Here is a 23,848-nt window from a genome sequence, read left to right on the forward strand (position 1 = left end):
TAACTTAGAAGAGTACGAATCGTTTTCGTTATTGCTTAGCCCATGCTAATTGCATGTCCCACACATAGCGATGATTGGGTTTTAATGGTTGTTGGCTATCGTCAATATACTCTAATACGTTACGCGCCTTACCTAATGTTGCATCTCGGCCAAAGAGGTAACTTTGTTCTTTTACGATGCTGAGGTACGCTTTATTTAATGCAAGTGCTCGAGTAGGCGAAGGCGTGATTAACTCATATAAGTTGGTTGCTGAGGTCACTTTTTTTATGTCAACCTGTCCATCTTTAGTGAACCAACGCATCAACATTTCTTGATTTTGTCTAAACTCGTCCCCTCCTCCAACACGCTGCATGTAGGTTAAAAACTCCCCTTGAGATTCTCCTTTATTGGGCACATCTGTCATTGATTTTAAATCGATATAGCCCCAGCCCGCTGCGCCAGTGACTTTTCTAGCAAATGAAAATGTTTGGTCGTATGTCGCGCCAACTGTTTTGTGACAGCCATTACAAAATGCCAATTCTTGTTTATGCTGTGGTCTTAATTTTCCTTGTCCATCTTCAATATATCCATTAATTGTCCAGCCAAAGCTGTTATTGATACCAGCGTCACCTAAATACAGTGTTTGTGGTAAATTTTCGAATGCTTTCTCTTTAGCCTCACGATAGTAAGAAGTAGCAAGCTCTTGTTTTGATTTGAAATTGTGCTTTTTCATATAACGCACTTCTTTCATGCGAGGCGCATTGAATATGGTGCCGTTATCATTTACACCAATATAGCGTACCGTATGCAAAAACTCAGTTCCCTCAGGGTAGAGTTGGTAGGCGAGTGGTGATTGTGCATCGCCTACGTAATGCGATCGTACCTTGATGTTTTGAATAGTTGTATATTTGCCATCTTGGTTAAGGTCGATACCGATACGCTTTTCGTTTAATGGAGGCGTTGAAATATTTTTCAGGCCTTTTAGTGTCAATTCTACTAAGCTGAGATTTGCCACATATACATCTTGATTGTACACGCCTTGCTGTTGTCTATATTCGCTTGGTAACCGGATCATGACATCACCCGTAGAACCATTAGTGGGCCAAAATGTACTTGGAAATGGCTTGTAATTAAAGGCTACCCACCCACTGCCATCTTTAGCAATACCTAGAGCGTTAAATGCTTTCTCTGGATATGCAAGGTTTTCAATGGGCGTGATCTCCCCTTTCCAATCTGTATTTGCTTGTTGGGTTTTAATGAATTCGCTGTAATTATCTTGATTGATCCAATCAAGAATTACGTCATCCGAAATACCACTGATTAAGTGTGTGCGATCAATAAATAGATTTTTCCAATGGTTTTTTGCGCCAAGGTCTGAGAACTCATACGCACCTTGTAAATTACCATCGGCCATTTGGTTTGGTCTGTGTTGATCTGTTGTGTCAGTTTGGTGGCAGGCATAGCAAGGGTTGTTTACGCCGTCCGTTTTAGTATAACACTGCGGCGGGATCACTGACTCTGCATTATAAGTTTCATTGTGTTTCATATAATCCAGCGCAGGGATATTATCGCCAGGTTGATACGGGGCTGACGTTTCAGTAATAACAGGTGATTGAGTCGTTGGTAAGCTGTGCTCGGAGCACCCAAGCAAAAGCGTTGCTGGTATAAGTAATAGAATAAGTACGTGGCATTTCATTTTTATGACTTCTATTTTTGCTGCGAAAAAAGCGGTAACACCTTGGTTACCGCTATTGCGAGTAATAAGTAATTACACTATTTAGATTTTGGGTCGTACATCCATAGCGTATTGTTTTCTTGAAAACCATCTTCGCCAATGAGAATGCGCCCATCTCGCATCACTATGACATTATCAGGCTGTGATAGCTGATTGACATCACAACGTTCAGCACCGGTGAGACTTGAGCGATATGTACCCCCCATAACGACGGGCTCAATACGAGTTAGGTTATAGTTGCTATCAATTGCTGCGCGATAAACACCACCACAATCTTTTACGCGTGGAGAGAGCTGAATGTCGCCTTCACCATCGGTCATAGTGTTATCTAAATCTGCAATGCCAATATACATATAGGCACTTTTAACAATTTCGTCAGCAATAACATCTTGGCCGGTAACGGCTTCCAGTACACGATCATGGTTGATGCTGATCCCTTCGAGTTTACGCCACTCAGCTGTAGCGCCTTTTAACTTAGCTGCTTGTCGTGATTCTAAAAAGGCAACTCGGTCGTCCATAGGCTTACCAGCAGTAATTGGGCTGCCACCTTCTGCAACGGATGGATAGGTTGCTTTACCATCAACCCACGCCTGTACATCAGCAACAGAAATGTAGCTGGTTTTGCCTTCTACATAGTCAGCGCTGGTAATATCATCATATTGCGCTACCCATGTTTCTATCTGTGCATTCGTATTAGACGCCAATTCTACCCACTCAATGTCAAACCCAGTAACGACCGGATCACTAAGCCCAGTATCTTGGGTTAACTTTGCACCATATAATGTGCCTGAACTGAGATCTTCAGGCTGATCTGCAATGAATTTAAATAGTACGCCGCCGGTATCATCTTGTGATGAATACACTGTTTTACGGTCAGGCATCACGACTGAATTTTCATGTTCGTAGCGACCGATTGTAAAATGTTTAACAACGTCAGGTGTGTCGGTTGTTGGGTTTTGGACTTCAGCGATATATCCATAGCGGTAAGGGTTTGGAAATTCAGGTGCAAGAAATTGTCTGAAGTTTTCTAACCGAGATCCCACGTCTGTGGGCTTATTCCATGTCGGATTGGTTGTGGTGTCTACTGTGGAATTTACAATCCATTCTTCAGACGTCAGGGGAGTTCCCCATGGTGAGACAGAGCCAAAGCAGTTTGCAGCTGTACCTTTAACCGAGTCAAAGTCAACCATCATTGCTTCTTCAACCGACCAAGCTCCATTGGTCGTTTTACTCATTTTCAAGCGGCTCATACCACCAGGGTAGTCTTCCCAGTTAGTAAATAAATAACCTGTGTTGTCACCAGTTGGGATAAAGCCATTAAAATCAGGCATGTTGTTTTTGATGATTTCTTGTTTTGTATTAAGGCCATATATGACACCTAATCCGCCAGACAGGCTTTTTTCGTTGAGTTCGGAGAAAGTATCACCGGTTTGACCCAGTATTTGGTATTGACCAATGGCGGATACAACCGTCTGCTGCTCAAGCGCTGATGAGGTGGCAGGTACGGGAGAGCTGACGATATTACGTGGTAATTCATTGAAGTTTACACCAGTAAGTACGCCAACAGTACCTGTATTAAAAGGTGTGTTATTGAGCGTGTCTACTTCGGTATTTGCATCATTAGGGTGCTGGATATTAAAAAACAAATCCCCTTGCTTGGTTAAATGTAATCCTGTCACTTCTGCACCTGCTGGTAAGGTCGCAATACGAATTAGACCAGCTCCACCATTCGTACCATTCGTGCCATTCGTACCATTCGTGCCATTCGTGCCATTCGTACCATTCGTACCATTCGTACCATTCGTACCATTCGTACCATTCGTACCATTCGTACCATTCGTACCTGTTTCACCTTGAACTCCTTGTTCACCGGTTACTCCTTGTGCTCCGTCATCACCATTACAAGCCGTTAGCGCTAGTGTGACGGCACTTGCGATAAGAGAATATGCTACGCGATTCATCAGTTACTCCAGATTGCTATCATTCATTATTGTTTTAAACCGAATAGCAGTGTGGAGTGGACCTGTTACATGTACCTGACAGTTATATTAATTTTTTCAGACAGTTATAATACATTGATTGGTCAGGGGTTATTGACTGACTGTAAAGGGGGTTTACATATTTCCTAATTTAGTGTGATTCAAATAAATCAGAGATTGAACATCAAATCCTTTTGCTTGCGCCGTTGTTTTAAAGTGTTCAAGACGTTGTGTCGAAACCGTGGGGGTGCGAGAGAGTAGCCACAAATACTTTTTATTGTAACTGGTTACATAGGCAAATTGGTATTGTTGATGATCAAGTTCAAATATAATATAAGAACCATAAAAAGGGCCAAAAAAAGACACTTTCAAATGGCCTACAGAGGTATTATGGGCAAATTTCGCAGTGCCAATAGCTTGTTTCCATTTAGACTTTTCTTCAATGTAGCCTTGGTTTATGACTTGTACTGTACCGTCCGATAATACTTTATAATTTGCTGTTACGTGACTCATCCCTTTTTCAAAACGATGGTCAAGTCTGGCAATTTCATACCATTTACCTTGATACTTTCCTATATCTAAATTAGTAACGGGTTTGACTCCCTGAGGAATGCCGGTACAGGCGCTTAGTACACATGTTAAGGTGAATATTATCATTTGATGCATGGTGACTCAGCCTCGATTTATCGTTTTGAATTAATGCAAATTAAAGTAGGTTACGATTACAATAAGGGGTAAGATCACTATTTTACCTACCAACAATGATAGAGATTATATTATGCAAATTTGGGTTGATGCTGACGCCTGTCCTACACCGATCAAAGAGATTATTTTTCGCGCTGCTGAGCGAACTCAAACGCCAACAACCTTAGTCGCAAATCATGCTATGAGGGTCCCTGCGACGCGCTTTGTAAGTTTGTTACGGGTCAGCCAAGGCTTTGATATCGCAGACAATGAAATTGTGAAACGTGTACAAGCAGGTGATATTGTCATTACCTCTGATATCCCTTTGGCTGCAGAGGTTGTAGAGCTCAATGTACATGCAATAAATCCCAGAGGAGAAGAGTACACTGAGCATAATATTAAGTCGATTTTAAATATGCGTGATTTTATGGATACCATGCGCAGTAGCGGCGTAGAAATGAGTGGCGGCCCAGCAAAGCTATCTGCAACGGATAAACAAGCATTTGGCAATGCACTAGATCGTATTCTGCAACGCGCCAAATCATGAAAATACTAACTCATGGTTTTGGTGTGAAAAACGGCATATTTGCAGTTTATATTGAACGCCCTCCTCCTATGTCGGAATATAATTATTTAGATATAATACAACCACTTGCCAGTGGAGAAATCACAGCTATAAATGCGGTTTGTGGTAATGGTTGGCGGAAAATATTTAATGTTTACGCTAAATTTATCGCGGAATTCAATCATAAAGATCACGATTTTACTAAGCATAAAACGTGGCAAGAATATCGAGATAAATGCTTACTTCAGCAACATAGTCATGAGGTTTTGCTATTCAGTCCCCCTAATTTTGCTGATAAAAGCTACAAGTATCACATTATTGCAGGTCGAGGTTATGCAAAAAAAATATTGCGAGATCATATTTTTACCAACTCTTTGATATGGATAGACGAAGAGTTTGCTATTGATCCAAAGTTAAATTTGGTGATTTGCCCTTATTTTGATTATAGGCAACTTAGCAATATCAAAATCAGTAAATTATGTGGCATTTTGAAAAGCCTAGACTAATCTCAAATTAATATTGTTGGAAAAAGAGTCATTGTTAGGGAATGAAAATACTCGTTGTGGATGATATGCCCTTAATGCGTCACGTGTTGATAAACATGCTGAGGCGGCTTGAATACGCTGATATTACCGAAGCAACCGACGGTATTCAGGCTATGTCATACTTAAAGAAACAGACATTTGATTTGTTAGTGACAGATTTAAATATGCCGAAAATGGACGGCTCAACGTTAATCGATAAGGTTAAGCATGAACTAAACTGTGCTGATACAGCCATATTGGTCGTCACATGTGAAGATAATAAGCGAATATTGCTCAAACTAATCTCTGCTAAAATTGACGGTATAATGGTGAAGCCGTTTTGCTTAAAAACACTCGAAAAGCAACTTGCTTATATTGCTACAAAGCGCGGCAAGCAAAACCAGAAAAACCAAGTGCTTTGAAGTAACAGTTTGCACTTGAGAATGCCGCTTGATCGAGTAGTTCAGCCAAGCGCATTCGCTCTAGCGGGTAGAACTCGTGATTTAAGTTGTGTCGCATGCGTTGCTCCCCTACTTCAGTTAACCCCAAACTTCGACACATTAATAACTGAGACTCTCGCTCAAATTGTGTTTCAGGTGAAACTAAATCGGCTAGAAAAAGAGGTGCTTTAGGTTGTAGATTTCGGTGAATCGATTTAAGTAATGCGTGCTTTTCTCCTGTATCAGGTAAAAAGTGCATGACGAGTAAGCAAATTGCAGCATCAACGGGCATATCTAATACTGAGAGTGCGCCATAGTGAAATGTAACGCGTGAAGCAAGGCCGTGATGTGTAAGTTGTAGCTTAGCTATATTGAGCATGTCACAAGAAATATCTTGAGCAACAAAGTGCCAGCTGTCGTTATGCTGAGCAAGCTCAATAATATCTTTACCTGTGCCAGCACCAATTACGAGAATCGTTGATTCATCAGGCAATAAAGTAACCAGCTGTGCCGCTGTTAGTTGATGTAACAACTCATAGCCTGGTACCAACTTAATAATGTTTGAATCATATCGCTTAGCTTCATCACCCTGAAAATGAGGCATGGTTTTATCCTTTTACCGTAATACTTGAATAGCCGCCAGGTTGTTTTTTAACATGTATTTGTGTAGCAACGCGTTCGGTCATTTCACTCACATGAGAGATAACACCTACTTTGCGTCCTTGTGCTTGAAGTGAGTCTAGCGCATCTAGCGCAACACTCAATGTTTCGGGGTCTAAAGTCCCGAAGCCTTCATCAATAAATAATGAACCAATTTTTACTTTATTTGATGATAATGACGCAAGTCCCAATGCCAATGCTAAAGAAACTAAGAAAGATTCTCCACCAGAGAGGGTATTAACAGAACGTTGTTCATCTGCCATGTCTTTATCAATAATTGCAATGTCTAGAGATTGACCAATCACACTGAGTTTATAGCGTTTGGATAAATTCTTTAGATGAAGGTTTGCATATTGCAATAGTATTCTTAAAGTTTGTGTTTGCGCGATATTACGAAGTTTCTTTCCGGTGGCATCGCCTAATAGCTTATCGAGCAAGTGCCAATGTTCATACGTCGCTTGTTGTTGTAACAGTTGCATTTTTCTCGTCTGCAATTGTTTGGTGTTTTGAGTATGCTGTGTCAGTTGCGTATTACATTCTAGCCATAGGTTTTGAGTTACTTCTCGTTGTGTATTGAGCTCGTGATATTGTTCTTCTAGCGCACTCAATGGTAAATCAGTGAGAGCGAGTTGTTGGTGCTCATGGTGCTCGATTTGCAAGTGCGTTAAGGTTGCTTGTGTTTGATTCTGTTGTATTTTTAACTGCTCAAGTAATGCTTTTAATTTTACGAACTGAGTGTTGTCTTGAGACAAAATATCAAGTACGAGAGTGCTATTTAATTGAGGGTAATCATGTTGCTGGACTAAAATCCAGTCATTAAAGCGTTGCTCAACAATGTGCTGTTGTTCATTGTTTTGGCGTATTTGTTGTTGTAAGTTATCAAGCTTTAAGGTTTTTTCTTGCTGTGCTTGAGTAAGCTGCACTAAGGTATTTTGCAGTTTTTGTTGCTCGCTTTCAGCATGTTCAAGCGTATTTTGTAATCGCTGATGCCATTGGTCTGGGCTGTCATCAAGAGGCAATAACAGCGCCCGTTCAGCATTTAATTGGTGTGATAAAGCAGTTAAGGTATCAACGGTACTTTGCGTTCTTTCCAAATGTAGGCGTTGTTCCTTTATTTGAATCATGGTAACACTTAATTCATTTTTTAGCGTCAGTAGCTTGGTATTACACTCATTTAATTGAGTGTCTGTTGTTTGCAATAGCGTGATACGGCTATCAAGCTCAGATAGAGCTTGTTGGTTGTTTGTTGAGAATACATTCCACCAATTTGGGTCCGTAAACAAAGTATGTGCTTGGTTGTACAATGCAGTTATATCATGACTTACCCGCGTAAGCTGTTGTGTATTATGCTGCTGTGTTTGCTCATTAGAGTGAAGTGATTTATCTAGGTCTTGTAGGGCTGATTGAGTTACTTGTAATTGGCTTTGATAAAGCTGAAATTGTTGCCAAGCAGCCTGCTGTTGTTGTGTTAGTGCACTGTATTGTTTTAGTTGCGATTCTATCGAATCTAGTTCTGATAAACAGTCTTGTGTCGTCCAATCAGCAATGTCGTCAAGTGCGGCTAATTGGTCTTTAACCTGCTGCCACTTTTGCTTGAGTTGGGCCTGTTGTTGTAGCGTTACTTGCAGCTGAGCGTTAATTTGTTCTATTGCACCAAGATGCTCAGAGTAACGTTGCTGCGCTAATTGATTCGCATGTTCTGCATGCTCATTCTGCTGCTTAAAATCATTTAAGAGGTTTTGCCAATGCTCGTCAATATGTTCAACACCATATGGATGCTCAGTTGCCCCGCATACAACACATTCTTTGCCTGGCTGTAACGCTGCACGTAAGGCACTGATATTTTCACTGGCGCGTAATTGCACCTGATTGTAATTATCTTGTGTGAGAATAAGCCGTTGCTTCGATAATTCGGTTTGTTTTTCGGCATCTTGTAATTGTTGATTAAGTGTATGTTGTTGATGGCGTGTTTTATCTAAACGGGCTTGTAACTGGATTAACTCCGCATCGATACTATTTTGTTCGTTTTTGTACGCTATGCAGTTTTGTAGTGCAAAACGACGCTTTTGCATGGCTTCATAATCGAGTTGACCTAGCGTTGTTTTTAGTTGCTCGAGTTGAGTTTCGATCTGGTCATTGTCGGCTTGATGTTGAGCGAGTTTCGTCAATAGAGGGCCGCGTTGTTCGCTCAGCTTTACATGTTGCTGCACTGCGTCATTGTACTGTGTTTGTGTATCGTGCTGTTGCTGCGTTAATTGCGTTAACTGAGTGAGTAATACATTTAAGTGCTGCCAGTGTGGTAATACTTGAGCGCCATTAGGGTCAGCCTCTAGGATTGTGTGCAGGCTGGTTTGAGTGACGGTGTTTTCATCTAAATCTTTGTGTAAGTTATGTTGTTGTTGTGTGGTTTGCGCCAATGCAGAGTGGGCTTTCTCAGCGAGCAGCTTTGCATTAGTCAGTTGAGAGTGGTTCTCTGAACGCTTGGTATCCAGTGATCTTACAGCAATAATATCTGGCTGATATCGGTTAAAATCAGACTTCGCGTGTTTTGTTCTTTTTGTTATTTCGAGCAGCTTTTTTTCTTGCTGAGATATGGCTTCTGCATGATCAATGGCGTTGACCTTTTTTAGTTCCGTATTTAAGGCCGTTATTTGTAAGTTTAACTGCTCTGATTGGGTACGGTTATCTGCGATTTGTTGGACTACATCAGCTAGGTTAGCGAGTTCAAATTGTGCGGATTGTGCGGTTATTTTTTCGTTAATATCGTTTAACTTAACCGTATGGTTACTTACCTTAGAATGAAGTAACTCCCCAGCTTGTAGCCAACTTTTTTGCTGCTCGATACCTTGTTGCTGCTGTTTAAATAGTTCGAGTTCATTATGGTACTTGTGGGCTTTATTTGTGACGTCTTCCAGCTCTTCGTCAGTTAACAAAGAGTATGCTTCTAAACTAAGGCGCAGCTGTTCTAGTGCCGTTTTTTTCTGTTTGTGTTGTTCGAATATTATTTGCCCCAAGCGACTAAACTTATCAGTACCAGTTAAGCATTCGAGTAGTTGAGCTCGCTCATCGCTACTGGCTTTTAAAAATGCCGCGAACTCATGTTGAGCAAGTAATACAGCGCGTGTAAATTGATCGAAATTAAGACCGATTAACTGCTCGATTTTTTTTACCGCCGCTGACTTCTGTGCGAGTAAGGTATCATCGCCGAGTGTAAATACCTCATGTTCAGCCGTTTTGAGTCGGCCATCAACTTTATTGTGCGCGCGCGCTATTTTCCACCGGGCCATATAACGCATGTTGTCTTGGCCTTCAAAGGTGACTTCAGCGCTCCCATTAGCACACCCTCGACGTAGCAAATTTCTTGGGTCGTTTAACTTAATGTCGTCGCCATTAAAGGCTACGGTATTTTTTAAATCATTTTTAAGGCGAGCTGTTTTACCATAAAGCGCTAAGCATATTGCATCAAGTAATGTGCTCTTTCCTGCGCCAGTATCCCCTGTGATTGCAAATAAACCGCTCTGATGCAATGGGGCTTGCTCGAAGTCAATGGCGGCATTTGTAATGGATGCTAGGTTATGTAATTTCACGCTGATAAGTTTCATTATTCACTGACCTCACTCAGAACAGCAAGGGCTTCGCAGAGACATTTCTGTACTGATGCCGGCGCACATTCATCGCTATCCATATGTTCTTTAAACGCCAAATCGAGCAGTCTTACTGGGTCGAGTTGTTCCACCTGCCCCAAATCTTCAAGTTGTGAGTCATGCTTATTATGCGTACTACTTTTGACGCGTTCGATACCGCAAAAGAGAACGTGCTTATTCGCAAGTGCGTCGTCTATTTTTGCACGGAATTGGCTATTCGTTTCATTGGCATTTAACTTAAGTCGAATATATGGTGGGGGAGCATCAATATCACACTCAAGTTGCTCAATTAAATCACATAAATCGTCCAATGTGGCGCCTCCTGTTTCAGGAAGTAAACAAACATCCTGGTGCCTAGGAATGAGTATGGAGTCGACTGCAATACAAGTGTGCTTATCAAATTGCGCGATCAGCACTTGATGTTGGTAATGTCGTTCGGAGAAAGACATTGGCATCGGCGTGCCACTATAGCGAATGAATTCGCTTTTTGCGACGCGTTGTGATTTATGAAGATGCCCTAAAGCGACGTAGTCAGCGTGCTCAGTAAATACAGTTGCGCTTATGGCGTCAAATCCACCAATGGTGATGTTTCGCTCTGAGTCACTGGAAATATCACCCCCTTTGGCATGTAAGTGACCCATTACAAGTAAGGGCCCCTGTTTTATATCCATCGCGCAAGTAATACTGCTTTGATAAGCATTGTGAACTCCTTGCTGGTACGCATCGGGGTGTTGATTGTCGAGTGTTAAGTCGCCTGCACGTAGAAAAGGCATTGCAACCACTGTCAGCGGTCCATGCTGAGTGTGGAGGGTTAGAACAACATCTTCTGGACTATGTTTGTTGAATCGGCCAACAACATGGGTATCAAACGCTTGCAGTAATGGCTTCGCGGTCTCAATACGATTAGCGGAGTCATGATTACCCGCAATGATGATAACGTGTAAATTAGGGCAATGGCGCTTTGCTTGTTTAATGAAGGCGTAAAGTTGCTGTTCAGCGTGTGCTGGAGGTGTCGCGGTGTGATAAATATCACCTGAAATTAGTAACACATCAATAGCATGCTGCTTGAGTGCATTGCTCAGCCATGTTAAAAAGGCATCGTGCTCTAATGTACGATTATGTTCATAAAATTGTTGACCAAGATGCCAATCAGATGTGTGCAGTACTTTCATTAAACGTCCCTATACTCATAGAAACGCTAATATAGCATTGCAAAACGAATTTGTTTATCGAGTTATTTGTAACCAAGCAAAAATAATTATAGGTAAAACAAGTAATAACAACAAAGTAGGAGTTTTAAACAGCCTATTTTGTTTTGCCTGTTGCCTTTTTAGTGCAGATTTTTCGTTACAAGCAGCTATTTTATCTACATAAAAGTAGCCATCATCTAAGTACTGCTTGCAGTTTTGCTCATCTGCAGGGATGGCAACTAATTTTTCTTGTTTTTTTAGGATGTAAAAATCCATACTGCTCACCACATGTCTATTACTAAACGGGTATAATTACAGAGCAAAACTAACGCCAACTTTTTGAAGTGAGTTTTACCTGAAATAAAAAAGAGCGCGATTTTAAAGATAAATTGGTCCAAATATCAACACTTTTTTTTCGCTTTCTTTATTTATTTAAAAAATAGGCATAATAACCACCAGAAATACCATAGTGGCATGCCCGCCATTGCACGAATTAGCAACAGTAAAGTCGAATTTTATTCAAGTTTCTCTTGTACTTTAGTCTGTACTACTTAATAAACGCTGAATACCCTTTTTATAGGGTGTTTCTATATTTGTTACATTATATCAATATAACGAACAAAAATAGCTGTTTGCGCCACCACTAATTTGGTAAGTTAGCTTTTATTTCTTGTTTGAATAAAGCGTATAGATAAAACGCGACGGGCAAGCATGTTCCCACTTTTTCAATTTATAACTGAGTGTTGTTGGGTTAATAAGTCAGTATGAAAAAGCAACTTAACCAAACAACCCATATTTTTGGTATTTCAAGGTGATGGTTTTTGATGAACACTAAATTGCTAATAATGTCTTTGCTGTTTGTTTCTTCGTCTGGGGTCGCACACCAATTAAAGTCAGCCAAAACGACTGTACATATAAACCGTGTTAATGGTCACGTTGAAGTGTTACATCGATATTATGTCCACGATGTAGAGCACGCTGCAGAGGTTTTATTTGGTACTAACACGGATATATTTACCAATATGGAAGCTCAAAAAAGATTTGCTGATTATGTTAGTGAGCATGTCCACTTTAAAGTAGCGGGAGGCAAGCGCTTGTCTCTTGTTAATTTGGGGACACATATTGATGGGCCGTTTTTATCGTGTATCAAGAAACTCAATCATCAGGAAAACATGCTATTGTGAGTATGCAAAATCGTGTTTTGCAGGATATTTGGCCAGAGCAAATTAATATGGTGTATTTTGAAGAAAAAGGCAGCATTCGCTCTTTGCACTTTGATAAGGGGGATGACTGGCTACCAATTATTTTTAATGAAGCCCGTTAGTTATGGCTCATAGCATAGTGAGAAAATTTCATCAACAAGTGATCTTTGCAAGTGGTGATAACGTAAACTAAAGTTAAATTCAAAATAGCTGAGAGGGCAAGGAATATTATGGCTCAAGCGACAGTACAACACGAATCGTCTAGTGTAGTCTCGTCATCTGAAATAAAGGGAGTTATATTTGACTTAGATGGCACCTTGGTAAGCTCTGGGCTTGACTTTTCTATCATCAAAGCTCAAGTTGGCTGCCCACATGAGCAAGACCTGCTTACATATATTGATAATTTACCTTCGCCTTACATGCGTCAAGAAGCAATGCACATTGTACATCAACATGAGTTAATGGATGCACAGACTGCTGAGTTACTACCTGGGGTACGAGATTGCCTAGAAGCATTAATTGATATGAGCATTCCGATGGCCATTGTGACGCGTAATTATACAAAAGCAGCAGAGCTTAAAGTACGCCATTGCCACATTCCCATAGCAACCATGATAACCCGTGATGATGCGCCCGCTAAGCCCGATCCAACTGCATTACTGCATATTGCTAAACTGTGGCATTTTAATGCCAAAAATTGTATTTATGTTGGAGATTATTTATATGATATCCAAGCTGCGCACAATGCGAGTATGAGAGCGTGTTTGTATGCACCAGAGTGCGTCCCAGCCTATGCATCGGAAGCGCAATTCGTTATGCATCATTTTAGTGAATTACCTCGCCTGATTTTATCGACTCAATGATATTATCATTGGACAAAGTGAGATCCGCTCTAGCTCATTTGACTTAGTCTTGTTAAAATCTCGGCAATTTAATTTTATAAAACGAGAATTAAGATGGGCAGAGCATTTGAAGTCCGCAAAAACGCCATGGCAAAAACGGCGGCGGCAAAAACCAAAGTAAACTCAAAATACGGAAAAGAAATTTACGTTGTCGCAAAAAATGGTGGCTCTGATCCGGATACAAACCAATCTTTACGTCGTTTAATTGAAAAAGCGAAAAAAGATCAAGTACCGGCCCATGTTATTGATAAAGCATTGGAAAAGGCAGCAGGTGGTGCAGGTGAAGACTATTCTCCAGCACGTTATGAAGGTTATGGCCCTGGTAACTGTATGGTGATTGTTGATTGTTTAACGGATAATCCGAATCGCACGATTAAAGATGTTCGATTACCATTTACAAAAACTGATTCAAAAATTGGCAGCCCAGGGTGTGTTGCACATATGTTTGATCACTTTTCAATACTTGGCTTTGCTGGTGATGACGACGAAGCTGTGCTGGAAGCGCTGATGATGGCTGATGTCGATGTAACAGATGTTGAAGTGGAAGACGGTAAAGTGTCAGTATTTGCACCTCATACAGAGTATTTCAAAGCAAAAACGGCGCTGACAGAAGCATTCCCTGACATTAATTTTGAAGTAGACGAAATTACGTTTGTACCACAAACTCAAGTTGAAATTACCAATGAAGATGATATTGCAAATTTCGAAAAGTTTATGGGTATGCTTGAAGATTGTGATGACGTGCAAAACATTTATCATAACGCGATTGTAAATTAATTATTTTTACGATTGGGTTATTTTAAAAACCGGGCTCGAAGCTCGGTTTTTTTATGTCTGAATTAATCCTAACGCAATTTCACATTTGCTGACAAAATGCTAACTATTGACAACAGTTTCCTTTTTTACACTGCACTATATTTTGGCCTTACTACTTTTTAAGCAAAGGAAAGGCATACAATGAAACTCTCGATAAAACCACTAACTCTCTTGGTTGCTAGTTTAATTTTGACGGCATGTGGTTCCAGTAGTCATGCACCGAAAATTACGTTAGAAAAAACGAGCTTTACCGCAATCGCAACAACACACTTAACAATTACTGCTGATATTACTGATGAAGATAATGACCTAAATGCAATTGAGTGGCAACAAGTTCAAGGGCCCGGTACTACAGAGTTTGTCGATCAAGCGGTAGGCTCTAATAAAATGACTTTCATGTTACCGCACGAGGCCGGAGAGTACGTATATGTTGTCAGTGCCATAGATAAAAAGAACTTTAAACGCTCTGAACGTATTACGATTCAAGTAGGTAGCTTACAAGAGCATATATTTGAACCCTTATCGACATTGTTTGATAGTACTTTTACGCAACATGAGGGTGAAATCATTAATATGGCTTCGCTCATTGATTTTGGAGACGGCATTGTTTGGCAAGATGCTGCGGGGTTAGCGCAGCAAGCGACGAGACAGCCAATGACACCAGAACATCAATTTCGGATCGCGAGTGTGTCAAAAACGTTATCTGCTGCGGTCACATTTAAGTTAATCGAAAAGGGGCTGTTTACGCTGGATACACCAATTGGAGCATTATTGACTGATACAGATATGCCACAAGGCTTTACGGTGGGCGATTTACATCACTCTGGCGACACTAAGCAAGGGGAAACAATCACAATAAGGCAGTTACTGGATCAGAGTACTGGAATAAGAGATTTTGTTTCTTACTTACAAGATTTTCAAGCACCGGACACGCGCGCCTTCTTAGAGGCGTTAACACAGCAAGATCATAATGTCCCTCAGCGGTGGCACTCTGATTTATTGATACAGGAGTTATTAGAGCGGGGGTTAACCAAAGAGCTAGAAACGATGCCTGGTTCAGCCTATTTATATGGGAATAGCAATTCTGATTTGTTGGCTTGGACGTTAGAAAAATTTACTGGTCAAACTTTTGAAGCTTTATTGGAGGAGCATGTTTTTTTGCCGCTTGATATGCAGCATACCTATATGGATTATCATCAAGCTAAAAAAGGACAGGGACCCATTGAACACCTCTTTATGATCCAAACTGATGCACCTGAGTATCAATATCTCAATGGTAATCATAATGTTGTAGCGTTGGGTGTTAATACGTCATTTGCTTGGGCAGGAGGGGGAATAGTTTCAACACTAGATGATTTGAACGCTTTCTTTAGCGCACTACATAGTGACCAATTTATTTTAGATGCAGCATTGCGATCCGAGTTGAAGTCGTACTGGCGAAAAACAACAACAGCTGAAGAAGAGCTTGAAGGACCAACTGAGTTCTATGGTTTAGCTATGGAAAAGGTGATAGAAAAAAATTATCAAACCGTCGGTCACTCTGGATTTTGGGGGGTGTATGCATCGCATGTAACACCGCTTGATGTGCATATGTACACATGGGCAGGGCAGCCATATAGCGATGCGGCGGAAACCTTTCAAGACCAAGCGATTAAGTTATTACATAGCAAAGGTATCAATGGCACCACGGTTTTTCAGCAATAAATTGATGGTCATAAGACAACCTTATGGCCAGAGCAACAAATATAGCGTAGCTAAGTTATATTTGTTGCTATTCAATCTTGTTGGTGCGTTTGTCACAGTGCCTCTATGTAAAGGGGCTTTACAAACTTAGCGTGCGATAGCTGTGTTGTTCAATAAAGCACGGATCTCTTTGACAAGCGCAATACTGTCTTCATTGTCACCATGAACACATAATGTATCAGCAGCCAAGGGAAGGGTCTTTCCTGAATTGGTTTGTACGCTCTGGTGAGTTATTAATTGTGTAACTTGAGCAAGTAAAGCTGTTTTATCATGCACCGCAGTAGGCATGCTTCTGGGGCTCAGCAGTCCATCATCTGTATATAATCGGTCAGCAAATGCTTCAAATAAAACTGCAACATTGTAGGTGTTAGCAAGTAGGCGGTGTTCACTTTGTTTGCGCGTTGCTAACATCATCAGCTTTAAATCGCTAGGGTAGTCGGCGATGGCCTGTAAAACACTTTTTAAGATAGCATTGTCACGCATCATATCATTATACAGAGCACCATGAGGTTTTACGTACTTGAGCGTAATACCATAGACTTTAGCCATGCCTTCTAGGGCCGCAATCTGATAATGCAGGCAATGTATTAATTCTTGGTGTTGCATCTGCATAGAGCGTCGTCCAAAACCTTGCTTATCTGGGTAGCTTGGATGTGCCCCGACAGTTACGTTATGCTGCTTGGCGAGTTGTAATGTGGCAGCAATAACATCTGGATCTCCAGCATGAAAGCCGCAAGCAATATTTGCACAGTCAATTTCTGCCATCGCTTTCGTATCAAGACCCATTGTCCACGCACCAAAGCTTTCGCCTAAGTCACAATTTAACAGCATGCTTTTACCTTTATTTGATTGCTAAGCTAACATCTTGTTGGTCGGTGACCAGCAAATGTTCAGGACTGTTAATAATACACAATTTGGGCGCTATTTTGGTAATTGCGAGTTGAGCTGTCATGTTCGATGTCCAAAAAACGGGCATGCACTTTTTATTTATGTCTATTGGTTCACCAAATACGGGTTTGTTTAAGTCATAAATACCGATGTCTTTAGGTTCGCCACAATGTACAGGAAGGCCATGAGGTGATCGGTTAAGTGCTCCGATTTGTATTGCTTTTACAAGATCTGATGGGGTAAAAGGGCGCATACTCACCACATTAAATCCAGAAAATATTCCTGCGCTTTTACAAGGTAATGTTGAGATGTATAAAGGCAAGCAATGCAATGGGTTAATGGCTGAGCTTTTTAATCCTGCGCAATTTAGCGCATAGTCATAACTTAGGTAACTCGCTAACGCAAAAGTCACTAAATCTGGTTGCCAAATTGGAGAAAGGTCGTGTACATCTTCAATGAGTTGGCCATTCTTGAATACTCTATAACGCGGAATATCGGTACGAATATCAATATCTTTACCCAACGTTCCAAGAGTATATGAACCCGGTGAATCACTGTAAGCCATAAGTGAACATGCATCTGGATTTAAATGGCAAAATTGTAGGAAGTCATAAGCATATTCTTTCGGTAAGATAATAATATTACATTGAGTAAAACCTGGTACAAAACCGATGGTTGGGCCTGAATAATCGCCTTCCCGGATCATTTTTCGTATCGCATGAGGTGCGGTTAATGATGCCGATGGATCCATAGTTAAGGCCCTCAGAAAATTTATTTGTTAGGCAGAGTCACTGTAACGGGTAACACACCTTGCGCGTTATCAAGTCCTAAAATTACCCGAGCTAATGCTGTAAAAGCGGGACCAGAGACCTGATTTTTATTGTCTATATCAATATTATAGGCATAGCTAGCTAAAATTGCGTCACTGATAGCCGCGTACTCTGTAATTTCGTATGGTGCACGTAAGCTAATAAATAAGACTGGCTTTTTCAGGCGCTTCGCTAAGCTCATTTGTTGGTGCAATACTTTTGGTTGGTCATGTCGAGATACACCATGATCTGATAATTCCGCTACGTCATCCATACCCCCTATTTCTACGGCACTTTGTTGTGGGCTGGCATGAGCTGCAATTATGATATCGGCGTGTTCAATCGCGTTATTAGCTGCTGTAGGGTCGAACCCTTGTAGGCTGCTACAGGTAATATGGAAGGCATGCTTACTTAACTTTTGTAATGCTTGTTCGAGTGCAATGCACTTGCGAGTATCAGGCATAATAAGGTGGAGGTGTGTTTTTTTAGGCTGGGTTGATACAGGCTTTATTGGTAATAGTCCTGAATTTTTTACCTCAGTAATAGCTGCAACTGCAAGGTTCGCTTCTAACTGCCGGTGACTTGGATTACCTAAGGTTGCGTGCGCTATGTTGATAGATGGGTGTGTTGAAGTGTTTAAGAACCGTTGTTTTAACGTAGCAATTCGCGTTGCCGATTGTGCTATGTCATGTTTGTTTAATTCTTGAGTGTTGGCGGCTGTTACCAAACTTGATATTAGTGAATCCAGTTTTTGAATATCATGGGGGGTACGAATTGCAATAGGCATCAATGCGATATCAACGCCCGCTTTAAATGTTTCAATAACAGCTTGATCTGGGGTGAAAAAATCACTGATCCCAGCCATATCCAATGCATCGGTAACAATCACTCCCTCATAGCCTAGTTTGGTCCTGAGTAAATCATGCATTATGGCCCGCGACATAGTGGCGGGTTTTAGCATTTTTTGACCATGTTTATTCGTTAATTCGCTGTTATCAAGAGCAGGATATTGAATATGTGCTGTCATGATCATGCCAGGCGCATGTGTATCAATGATGTACTTAAAAGGGGCTAAATCATTGTGCCAAATAGTGTCTTGGGTATGCGTAACCTTTGGCAGCCCAGTATGACTATCAATGTGAGTATCGCCATGGCCCGGAAAATGTTTTAAAGCGGATATAACACGCTCATTTTCAAAGGCAGTCACTTGGGCTGCGCCCAGTTTAGCAACTTCATCGGGGTTTTCCGAAAACGAACGTACGTTGATGACTGGATTTTCAGCATTCATATTGACATCAACTGTGGGCGCAAAGTTAACATTAACTCCCAAACTGTTGAGTTCTTTTCCAATGGCTTTGGCAACCTCAGTGGCATAAAAAGTGCCGTGTTTAGGGTACGTTGCACCAATGCTCATGTTGCCAGTAAAAGAGGTGGCAACTTCTCGGTTAATACGAGCGACACGTCCTCCTTCTTGGTCAATTGCAATAAATAAAGGTTGTTTAGCTGCACTTTGAAGTGCTTTGTTTAATTCGATTATTTGTGCGATGTCTTGCACATTTTCAGCAAATAAAATCACGCCTCCAATGTGGTATTTAGTGATGACTTGCGCCAGTGCTTTGGGGAGCTTTTTCATCGGTGTGCGACATGCTGAACTCTTGCCATTTTCACAGAAATAACGAAAATCTAGCATCAGCTTTTGGCCGAGTTGCTCATTGAGTGGAGTGTTTGCCATTGCAAGTTGATGAATTGTCATGCTGATAACGATACCTAAAGGTTTTAAAATTTGTGAGAGTGCCATATAAAACTTGTGAAAGACATCAAATGATTAGCTACTAATTTAACATTGAAATAGGTATGTATATAGCACATTGTTAAGCGAAGTTAATCGCATCGACAATTAATGTGTTATGAACGATATTGGGTTATATTCCTATGCACATAGCGTAAACATCCGCATGAACTTACTTGTAGTCTCCCTGAATTCATTTTCCCTCGTATCTCTCAATTTATTTTTCGTCCTTCTGAGTTTGTTTTCCTTCGTCTCCTTGAATTTATTTTGCTTCGTCTCCCTGAATTTATTTCAGGGTCCATGCAAAGGGAGCACTTTGTGCTTGTGGATCCTGACCTGCGTCAGGACGACGGCTAGGGGGGGAGTTACACCCAGACCAACGTCAGGAGTACAGGTTTGGAGAGTTGAATGATGTAATGTCATGTAATCGATATTTATTCGTATTTGACTACACTGGTTATTCATAATCTACTTGGCACCCCATCTGTATAGTCATATGCAATGGTGCGTGTTATCTCTCAAAATCGATAAGGAAACACCATGTCTGATCAGTATACCTATAAAATTTATCCACCACTTGGCGTGGCACGTGTTGGTAATGGTCCTGCTCAATCCGAAACAGCGGTTTTTACTCCAGAGGTACCTTGGCAACATTTATACGATACAGATGTAGAGTATTTGGTAACACTTGGAGATTTAAAAGCACTCGTACAAAGAGTATTTGCTGAGGGGCTAGGTGACGCAGTTAACACTGTCGGTTTACAAGTAAAAGAATATGTCTCTGAGTCGGTTGTTACTGAACTGGCTGGTGATCATAAGAGTCAGTTGTCTATCGCAATCATCGAGTCTAATCTCGGGAAGGTTATCTCAAAACAGGAACTTGAGCGTAAGCTAGATGATGCGACTTTACCACAGTCAATCGTTAACTTCTCTTTACTCGGCCTTGTTGAAGATTTGGTTGTTGCAGTATTAGCGGATAAATTTTTAGGGGCCGTTAAAAAACAAGCACAGCGCTTTTATCTTTATAAGTGTGACCTGCAAGGTAACCCAATAGAAAAAGTGACATTGGGAGATGGTGAGAAGGTGACATGGCATGTGAGTGTGGCAAACAAAAAAGCATTTTGGTACGACTATAATAATGCCCTCGATTTGTCATTATTATCGGAAGGATCAGGTAATTTGTCTAAGAATGTTAGTTTAGAAAGGCTGGCCCCAGCTCAAACAGCAAAGCGGCGAAATCCGAATGTACTGGGTAACAAATTGCGTCAGCAGTTAGTGATCCGCAGTAAGGGGATGGTATCGAGTAATCAGAATGACGTCGTTAAGTTAAGTGGCAAGTTTCCTGCTAATGAAGCCGATCAAGAGAGTCGTCTGACAAACTTGCTTAATATGACTGAGCGACACAATGTTTTGCAAGGGAGCATTAGTTGTTCAGACTCTGGTGTATTGTCTTTTTATGCTGGAGACGGGGTATCACAAGCAATGACTCCGTCGTCTTTAAATACCGACTTTGCAGACAACTCTAATTGGTATGATGATATTTGTGATGGTAGCGTAAGTGCTGAATTAACCTTAAAAAATGGGAATATTGTAAAAATAAACCAAGAAAACAATAGCGCATGGATTGCAACAGCGCCGCCTGACTTTGCGCCTCAAATTGAACCACTTGTCACTTTATACGATATGGTCAGTGGGTCACAATTTAAAGAGGCTGATTTAGCTGGATTAAAAACCCAATTTAGCGATGTATTTCCAATTTTATATCGTTTATATCGTATGCAATGGGTTAACCAAGCGGACTTCTCCGACAATCAAGTAAATACAGTGATGGGTGAACTCAGTAGTCAAAATCAGTTTGCAAAATTGCTTGATAATGGCTGTGCCACAAGTGAATTACGAGAAGAAATATTTAAGCAGTTTAGAAACCCGATGTTTGATGAAGCTGTAGATAAGCAAGATGCAGGTCAAACTGATAGTGAATGGATCAATACCAGTCGGATTATTCCAAGCAAAGATACCACGGACATTAAAGGGCGCAAAGCTACACACAAATTACAGCTGCCATTTTATCCCAATGATGGGGTGGATTATCCTGGTAGCCCAATGCAATGGTTTGCTATCCCACCGTTCATGTATCAGCACTTATTAAATTGGTCACAAGGTAACTTTACCGTTACGGATGATGAGAAAAGTCACGCAGACACAATTGATTCAATGGCTAAATTCTATATTGATACATTTGCAGACTCATCCCATCCAGCATTGCTATCGGCACGGGCAGCGTTAGATGCACTATATGGGGGTGGTTTTCACCCAGGAGTAGAACTGACCTGGCCTATGCGTCATAAACATATTTACTCAGAAAATGAGAGAAAATCTGGTGTTAATGACCAAATAAGCTTACTCGGTTTAAGTGAATTTAGATTAACTCAGGCAGCCAATGATTTGAACATGTATCAAGATTTTGGTCATGTAATACAAGTGTCTGATGTTGAAAAGTCGATAATACCTGACTCTGATGCAAGTTGGTTTTGGAAAAATACACCTGGAGATTTAACCAAATGGATGGGGATCCCTTGGCAATCAGATGCTGCGAGTTGCCAAGCTGTTTACACTCCAGAAGACTTTCCTATACCAGCTTGGTGGGCAGCTAACTTGCCTGTACATATCGTGCCTCTTGCGCGTTACAACAAATTTAAAGATGGTAAAAACTCAGATACAGAAACCCCCAATGGTTTTGATCACAAAATTGCACAGGGCATGACAGATGCATCATTTGATCAACTGCGATTGGAACAATATTCACAACGACTTGATTGGCTGCATACTGCCGATTTGGGATTTGTTGGTTATCACGCAGAAGGAGGCTATACCAATGGCTTAATTCAGATGGTCACACAATGGAAGAATATGGGAATGGTAATGGCTCGACCTGTTGAACAAGGAGAGAATACGGGTATTCCAGAAGTGGTTTATGTTGCTTACAGCAAAGCGGATAAAAACTAAAATAAGATGCGCTCGTAAGGGCGCTATTTTGATGAGAGTAAAAATGACTGTAAAATTTGATTGCGCCGTAATTGGAATGGGAGTAAGCGGTGTATTACTGGCTAAGGAGTTAGCAATTCAAGGTTTCAAAGTTGTTTTGTTTCATGATGATAAGCCTATAAACATGAGCTTTGCTGAAAGTTTGCCTGCAACGGTTAACCCATTGTTAGAGCGGCTGGGTTTGATGAAATATTTACAGCATGAAATACACTTTCCTTGTTCTGGTACTTTTTCATCATGGGGGGCTGCACAACTGCAGCACCCTCGTTTAGAGTCAACTATGCAAGGGCATGGCTGGAAAGTCGATAAACAAGGCCTAGTTAGGCAGCTAGCATATGACTTACCAGACTCGGTAGTCAAACTGCATAAAGTAATCAGTATCGAGCGACAACCATCGCATTGGTTACTTGGTAGTAAAAGTAATGGGCAAGTTATTGAGGTGTGTGCGCGTTTTGTTGTTGATGCCAGTGGCCGACAAGGGTATTTACCAAGAGCTTTAAATATTTCGCGTCACTGTTTTGATAAGTTAATGGGATTTGTGGTGAATGTACCAAGAATATCGGGCGAAAAGCTCAGTCATCCAGTGCTTGTTGAAGCCCAGCAAAATCACTGGGGGTTGGTGTCTAAAATGAACCAAAATCAAAACATGTTGGCTATTTTTAGCAACCAAGCTTCACCTGACTTTGAGTTATATAAATCGTTTGAAAATTGGCATGGAATTAGTCAAGACTCACTGTACTTTAAGCAATTTATTCCTCAAGAACATAGCACAAAAGTAAAAATGGTGAATGCTAGCAGTCATATATGCAGTCAGTTAACAGGAGATACTTGGCTGATGGTAGGTGATGCTGCAATGTCGTTTGATCCCTTATCATCACACGGGATGACAACGAGTATGTATATGGCAGAAAAAGCATGTCATGCAATCATGCAGTCTTTTGCGGGTAATCGTGCTGGGTTAGCGGATTACTCCGAACAAATGACTTCAATTTACAATACGTACTTAAATGAATTGGTGCAGCGCTATAATGCAGAGCAACGCTGGCAAGGGTCGCCATTTTGGCAAAGTAAGCAACAATTAAAAATGACAAATGAATGCATGTTAGTGAGTTAGTGAATAGTTCGCATACATGATAACCTTTTCTCTATTAGGCCTTTGCTGAGAACGGTACTCCTTTTCGCTTTGTGAACCTATTTTGGATGACCTTACTCCTCATTTTTCAGCGCTTTTACCTATCAGGATCCATTGAGGGC

General features: G+C 40.9%; 18 protein-coding genes and 1 pseudogene. 9 read left to right on the forward strand and 10 right to left on the reverse strand.

The genetic code is table 11. From position 1 onward, the window contains the following. Window positions 1-28: 28 nt before the first annotated feature. The 3 genes from J8L97_RS09540 to J8L97_RS09550 form a co-directional block, all read right to left on the reverse strand. Entirely contained in the window at window positions 29-1,675 is a 1,647-nt protein-coding gene (locus J8L97_RS09540) for a hypothetical protein (protein WP_211049079.1), read from the reverse strand. A gap of 77 nt (window positions 1,676-1,752) precedes the next feature. Then, window positions 1,753-3,675, reverse strand: coding sequence for an alkaline phosphatase PhoX (locus tag J8L97_RS09545; RefSeq protein ID WP_211049081.1), 1,923 nt, complete (start codon window positions 3,673-3,675; stop codon window positions 1,753-1,755). 153 nt (window positions 3,676-3,828) lie between these two features. Beyond that, window positions 3,829-4,359 (reverse strand): lipocalin family protein, encoded by a 531-nt coding sequence (locus J8L97_RS09550; RefSeq protein WP_211049083.1) that lies wholly within the window; start codon window positions 4,357-4,359, stop codon window positions 3,829-3,831. 112 nt (window positions 4,360-4,471) lie between these two features. Between J8L97_RS09550 and J8L97_RS09555 the strand changes: the two genes are divergently transcribed. Genes J8L97_RS09555 through J8L97_RS09565 form a run of 3 tightly spaced genes read left to right on the forward strand, consistent with a single transcriptional unit; the run spans window position 4,472 to window position 5,888 of the window. Further along, complete coding sequence (locus tag J8L97_RS09555) at window positions 4,472-4,924, forward strand: YaiI/YqxD family protein (RefSeq protein WP_192509391.1); 453 nt, start codon at window positions 4,472-4,474, stop codon at window positions 4,922-4,924. Beyond that, entirely contained in the window at window positions 4,921-5,448 is a 528-nt protein-coding gene (locus J8L97_RS09560) for a DUF6942 family protein (protein ID WP_211049085.1), read from the forward strand. Before J8L97_RS09555 ends, J8L97_RS09560 begins: the two co-directional genes overlap by 4 nt. Window positions 5,449-5,489: 41 nt before the next feature. After that, window positions 5,490-5,888 carry a response regulator gene (locus tag J8L97_RS09565; protein ID WP_211049087.1) on the forward strand — a complete coding sequence of 133 codons (399 nt, stop codon included), beginning with the start codon at window positions 5,490-5,492 and terminating at the stop codon, window positions 5,886-5,888. On the opposite strand, the gene J8L97_RS09570 is transcribed toward J8L97_RS09565, so the two are convergent. The 4 genes from J8L97_RS09570 to J8L97_RS09585 are packed head-to-tail and all read right to left on the reverse strand — an operon-like array spanning window position 5,845 to window position 11,676. Next, the gene (locus J8L97_RS09570; RefSeq protein ID WP_211049089.1) at window positions 5,845-6,510 is read right to left on the reverse strand and encodes a class I SAM-dependent methyltransferase; all 666 of its coding nucleotides are present in this window, start codon (window positions 6,508-6,510) and stop codon (window positions 5,845-5,847) included. The two genes, J8L97_RS09565 and J8L97_RS09570, sit on opposite strands and share 44 nt — an antisense overlap. Before the next feature lie 4 nt (window positions 6,511-6,514). Next, entirely contained in the window at window positions 6,515-10,168 is a 3,654-nt protein-coding gene (locus J8L97_RS09575; RefSeq protein ID WP_211049091.1) for an AAA family ATPase, read from the reverse strand. Further along, a complete protein-coding gene (locus J8L97_RS09580) occupies window positions 10,168-11,382 on the reverse strand; it encodes an exonuclease SbcCD subunit D (protein ID WP_211049093.1) in 1,215 nt (404 codons plus the stop codon). Before J8L97_RS09580 ends, J8L97_RS09575 begins: the two co-directional genes overlap by 1 nt. A gap of 54 nt (window positions 11,383-11,436) precedes the next feature. Beyond that, a complete protein-coding gene (locus J8L97_RS09585; protein WP_192509397.1) occupies window positions 11,437-11,676 on the reverse strand; it encodes a hypothetical protein in 240 nt (79 codons plus the stop codon). A gap of 569 nt (window positions 11,677-12,245) precedes the next feature. On the opposite strand from J8L97_RS09585, the pseudogene J8L97_RS09590 reads away from it, so the two are divergent. From J8L97_RS09590 to J8L97_RS09605, 4 genes and pseudogenes are all read left to right on the forward strand, one after another. Beyond that, a pseudogene (locus J8L97_RS09590) lies at window positions 12,246-12,724 on the forward strand (DUF6702 family protein). Window positions 12,725-12,832: 108 nt separating this feature from the next. After that, a complete protein-coding gene (locus J8L97_RS09595; RefSeq protein ID WP_210995038.1) occupies window positions 12,833-13,465 on the forward strand; it encodes an HAD family hydrolase in 633 nt (210 codons plus the stop codon). A 93-nt stretch (window positions 13,466-13,558) separates the two neighbouring features. Then, window positions 13,559-14,281, forward strand: a complete 723-nt coding sequence (locus tag J8L97_RS09600; RefSeq protein ID WP_192509400.1) for a YebC/PmpR family DNA-binding transcriptional regulator — start codon at window positions 13,559-13,561, stop codon at window positions 14,279-14,281. Between the two features lie 180 nt (window positions 14,282-14,461). Then, on the forward strand, window positions 14,462-16,024 hold the full coding sequence (locus tag J8L97_RS09605) for a serine hydrolase (protein WP_211049096.1): 1,563 nt from the start codon (window positions 14,462-14,464) through the stop codon (window positions 16,022-16,024). A 126-nt stretch (window positions 16,025-16,150) separates the two neighbouring features. On the opposite strand, the gene J8L97_RS09610 is transcribed toward J8L97_RS09605, so the two are convergent. From J8L97_RS09610 to J8L97_RS09620, 3 genes are read right to left on the reverse strand one after another with little or no spacing between them, the layout of a single operon-like run. Beyond that, on the reverse strand, window positions 16,151-16,894 hold the full coding sequence (locus tag J8L97_RS09610) for a 5-oxoprolinase subunit PxpA (protein ID WP_210995040.1): 744 nt from the start codon (window positions 16,892-16,894) through the stop codon (window positions 16,151-16,153). A 10-nt stretch (window positions 16,895-16,904) separates the two neighbouring features. Continuing rightward, window positions 16,905-17,702, reverse strand: coding sequence for a D-glutamate cyclase family protein (locus J8L97_RS09615; RefSeq protein ID WP_211049098.1), 798 nt, complete (start codon window positions 17,700-17,702; stop codon window positions 16,905-16,907). Between the two features lie 20 nt (window positions 17,703-17,722). Next, window positions 17,723-19,513, reverse strand: coding sequence for a glycoside hydrolase family 3 protein (locus J8L97_RS09620; protein WP_247688612.1), 1,791 nt, complete (start codon window positions 19,511-19,513; stop codon window positions 17,723-17,725). Between the two features lie 576 nt (window positions 19,514-20,089). Between J8L97_RS09620 and J8L97_RS09625 the strand changes: the two genes are divergently transcribed. Both J8L97_RS09625 and J8L97_RS09630 read left to right on the forward strand, forming a co-directional pair. Beyond that, window positions 20,090-22,555 (forward strand): LodA/GoxA family CTQ-dependent oxidase, encoded by a 2,466-nt coding sequence (locus J8L97_RS09625; protein ID WP_211049102.1) that lies wholly within the window; start codon window positions 20,090-20,092, stop codon window positions 22,553-22,555. Window positions 22,556-22,598: 43 nt separating this feature from the next. Further along, window positions 22,599-23,708 carry an FAD-dependent monooxygenase gene (locus J8L97_RS09630; protein WP_211049104.1) on the forward strand — a complete coding sequence of 370 codons (1,110 nt, stop codon included), beginning with the start codon at window positions 22,599-22,601 and terminating at the stop codon, window positions 23,706-23,708. The last annotated feature ends 140 nt before the right edge of the window (window positions 23,709-23,848 follow it).

This window comes from Pseudoalteromonas sp. MMG012, from assembly GCF_018100875.1.
GTDB classification, from domain to species: Bacteria; Pseudomonadota; Gammaproteobacteria; order Enterobacterales; family Alteromonadaceae; genus Pseudoalteromonas; species Pseudoalteromonas aurantia.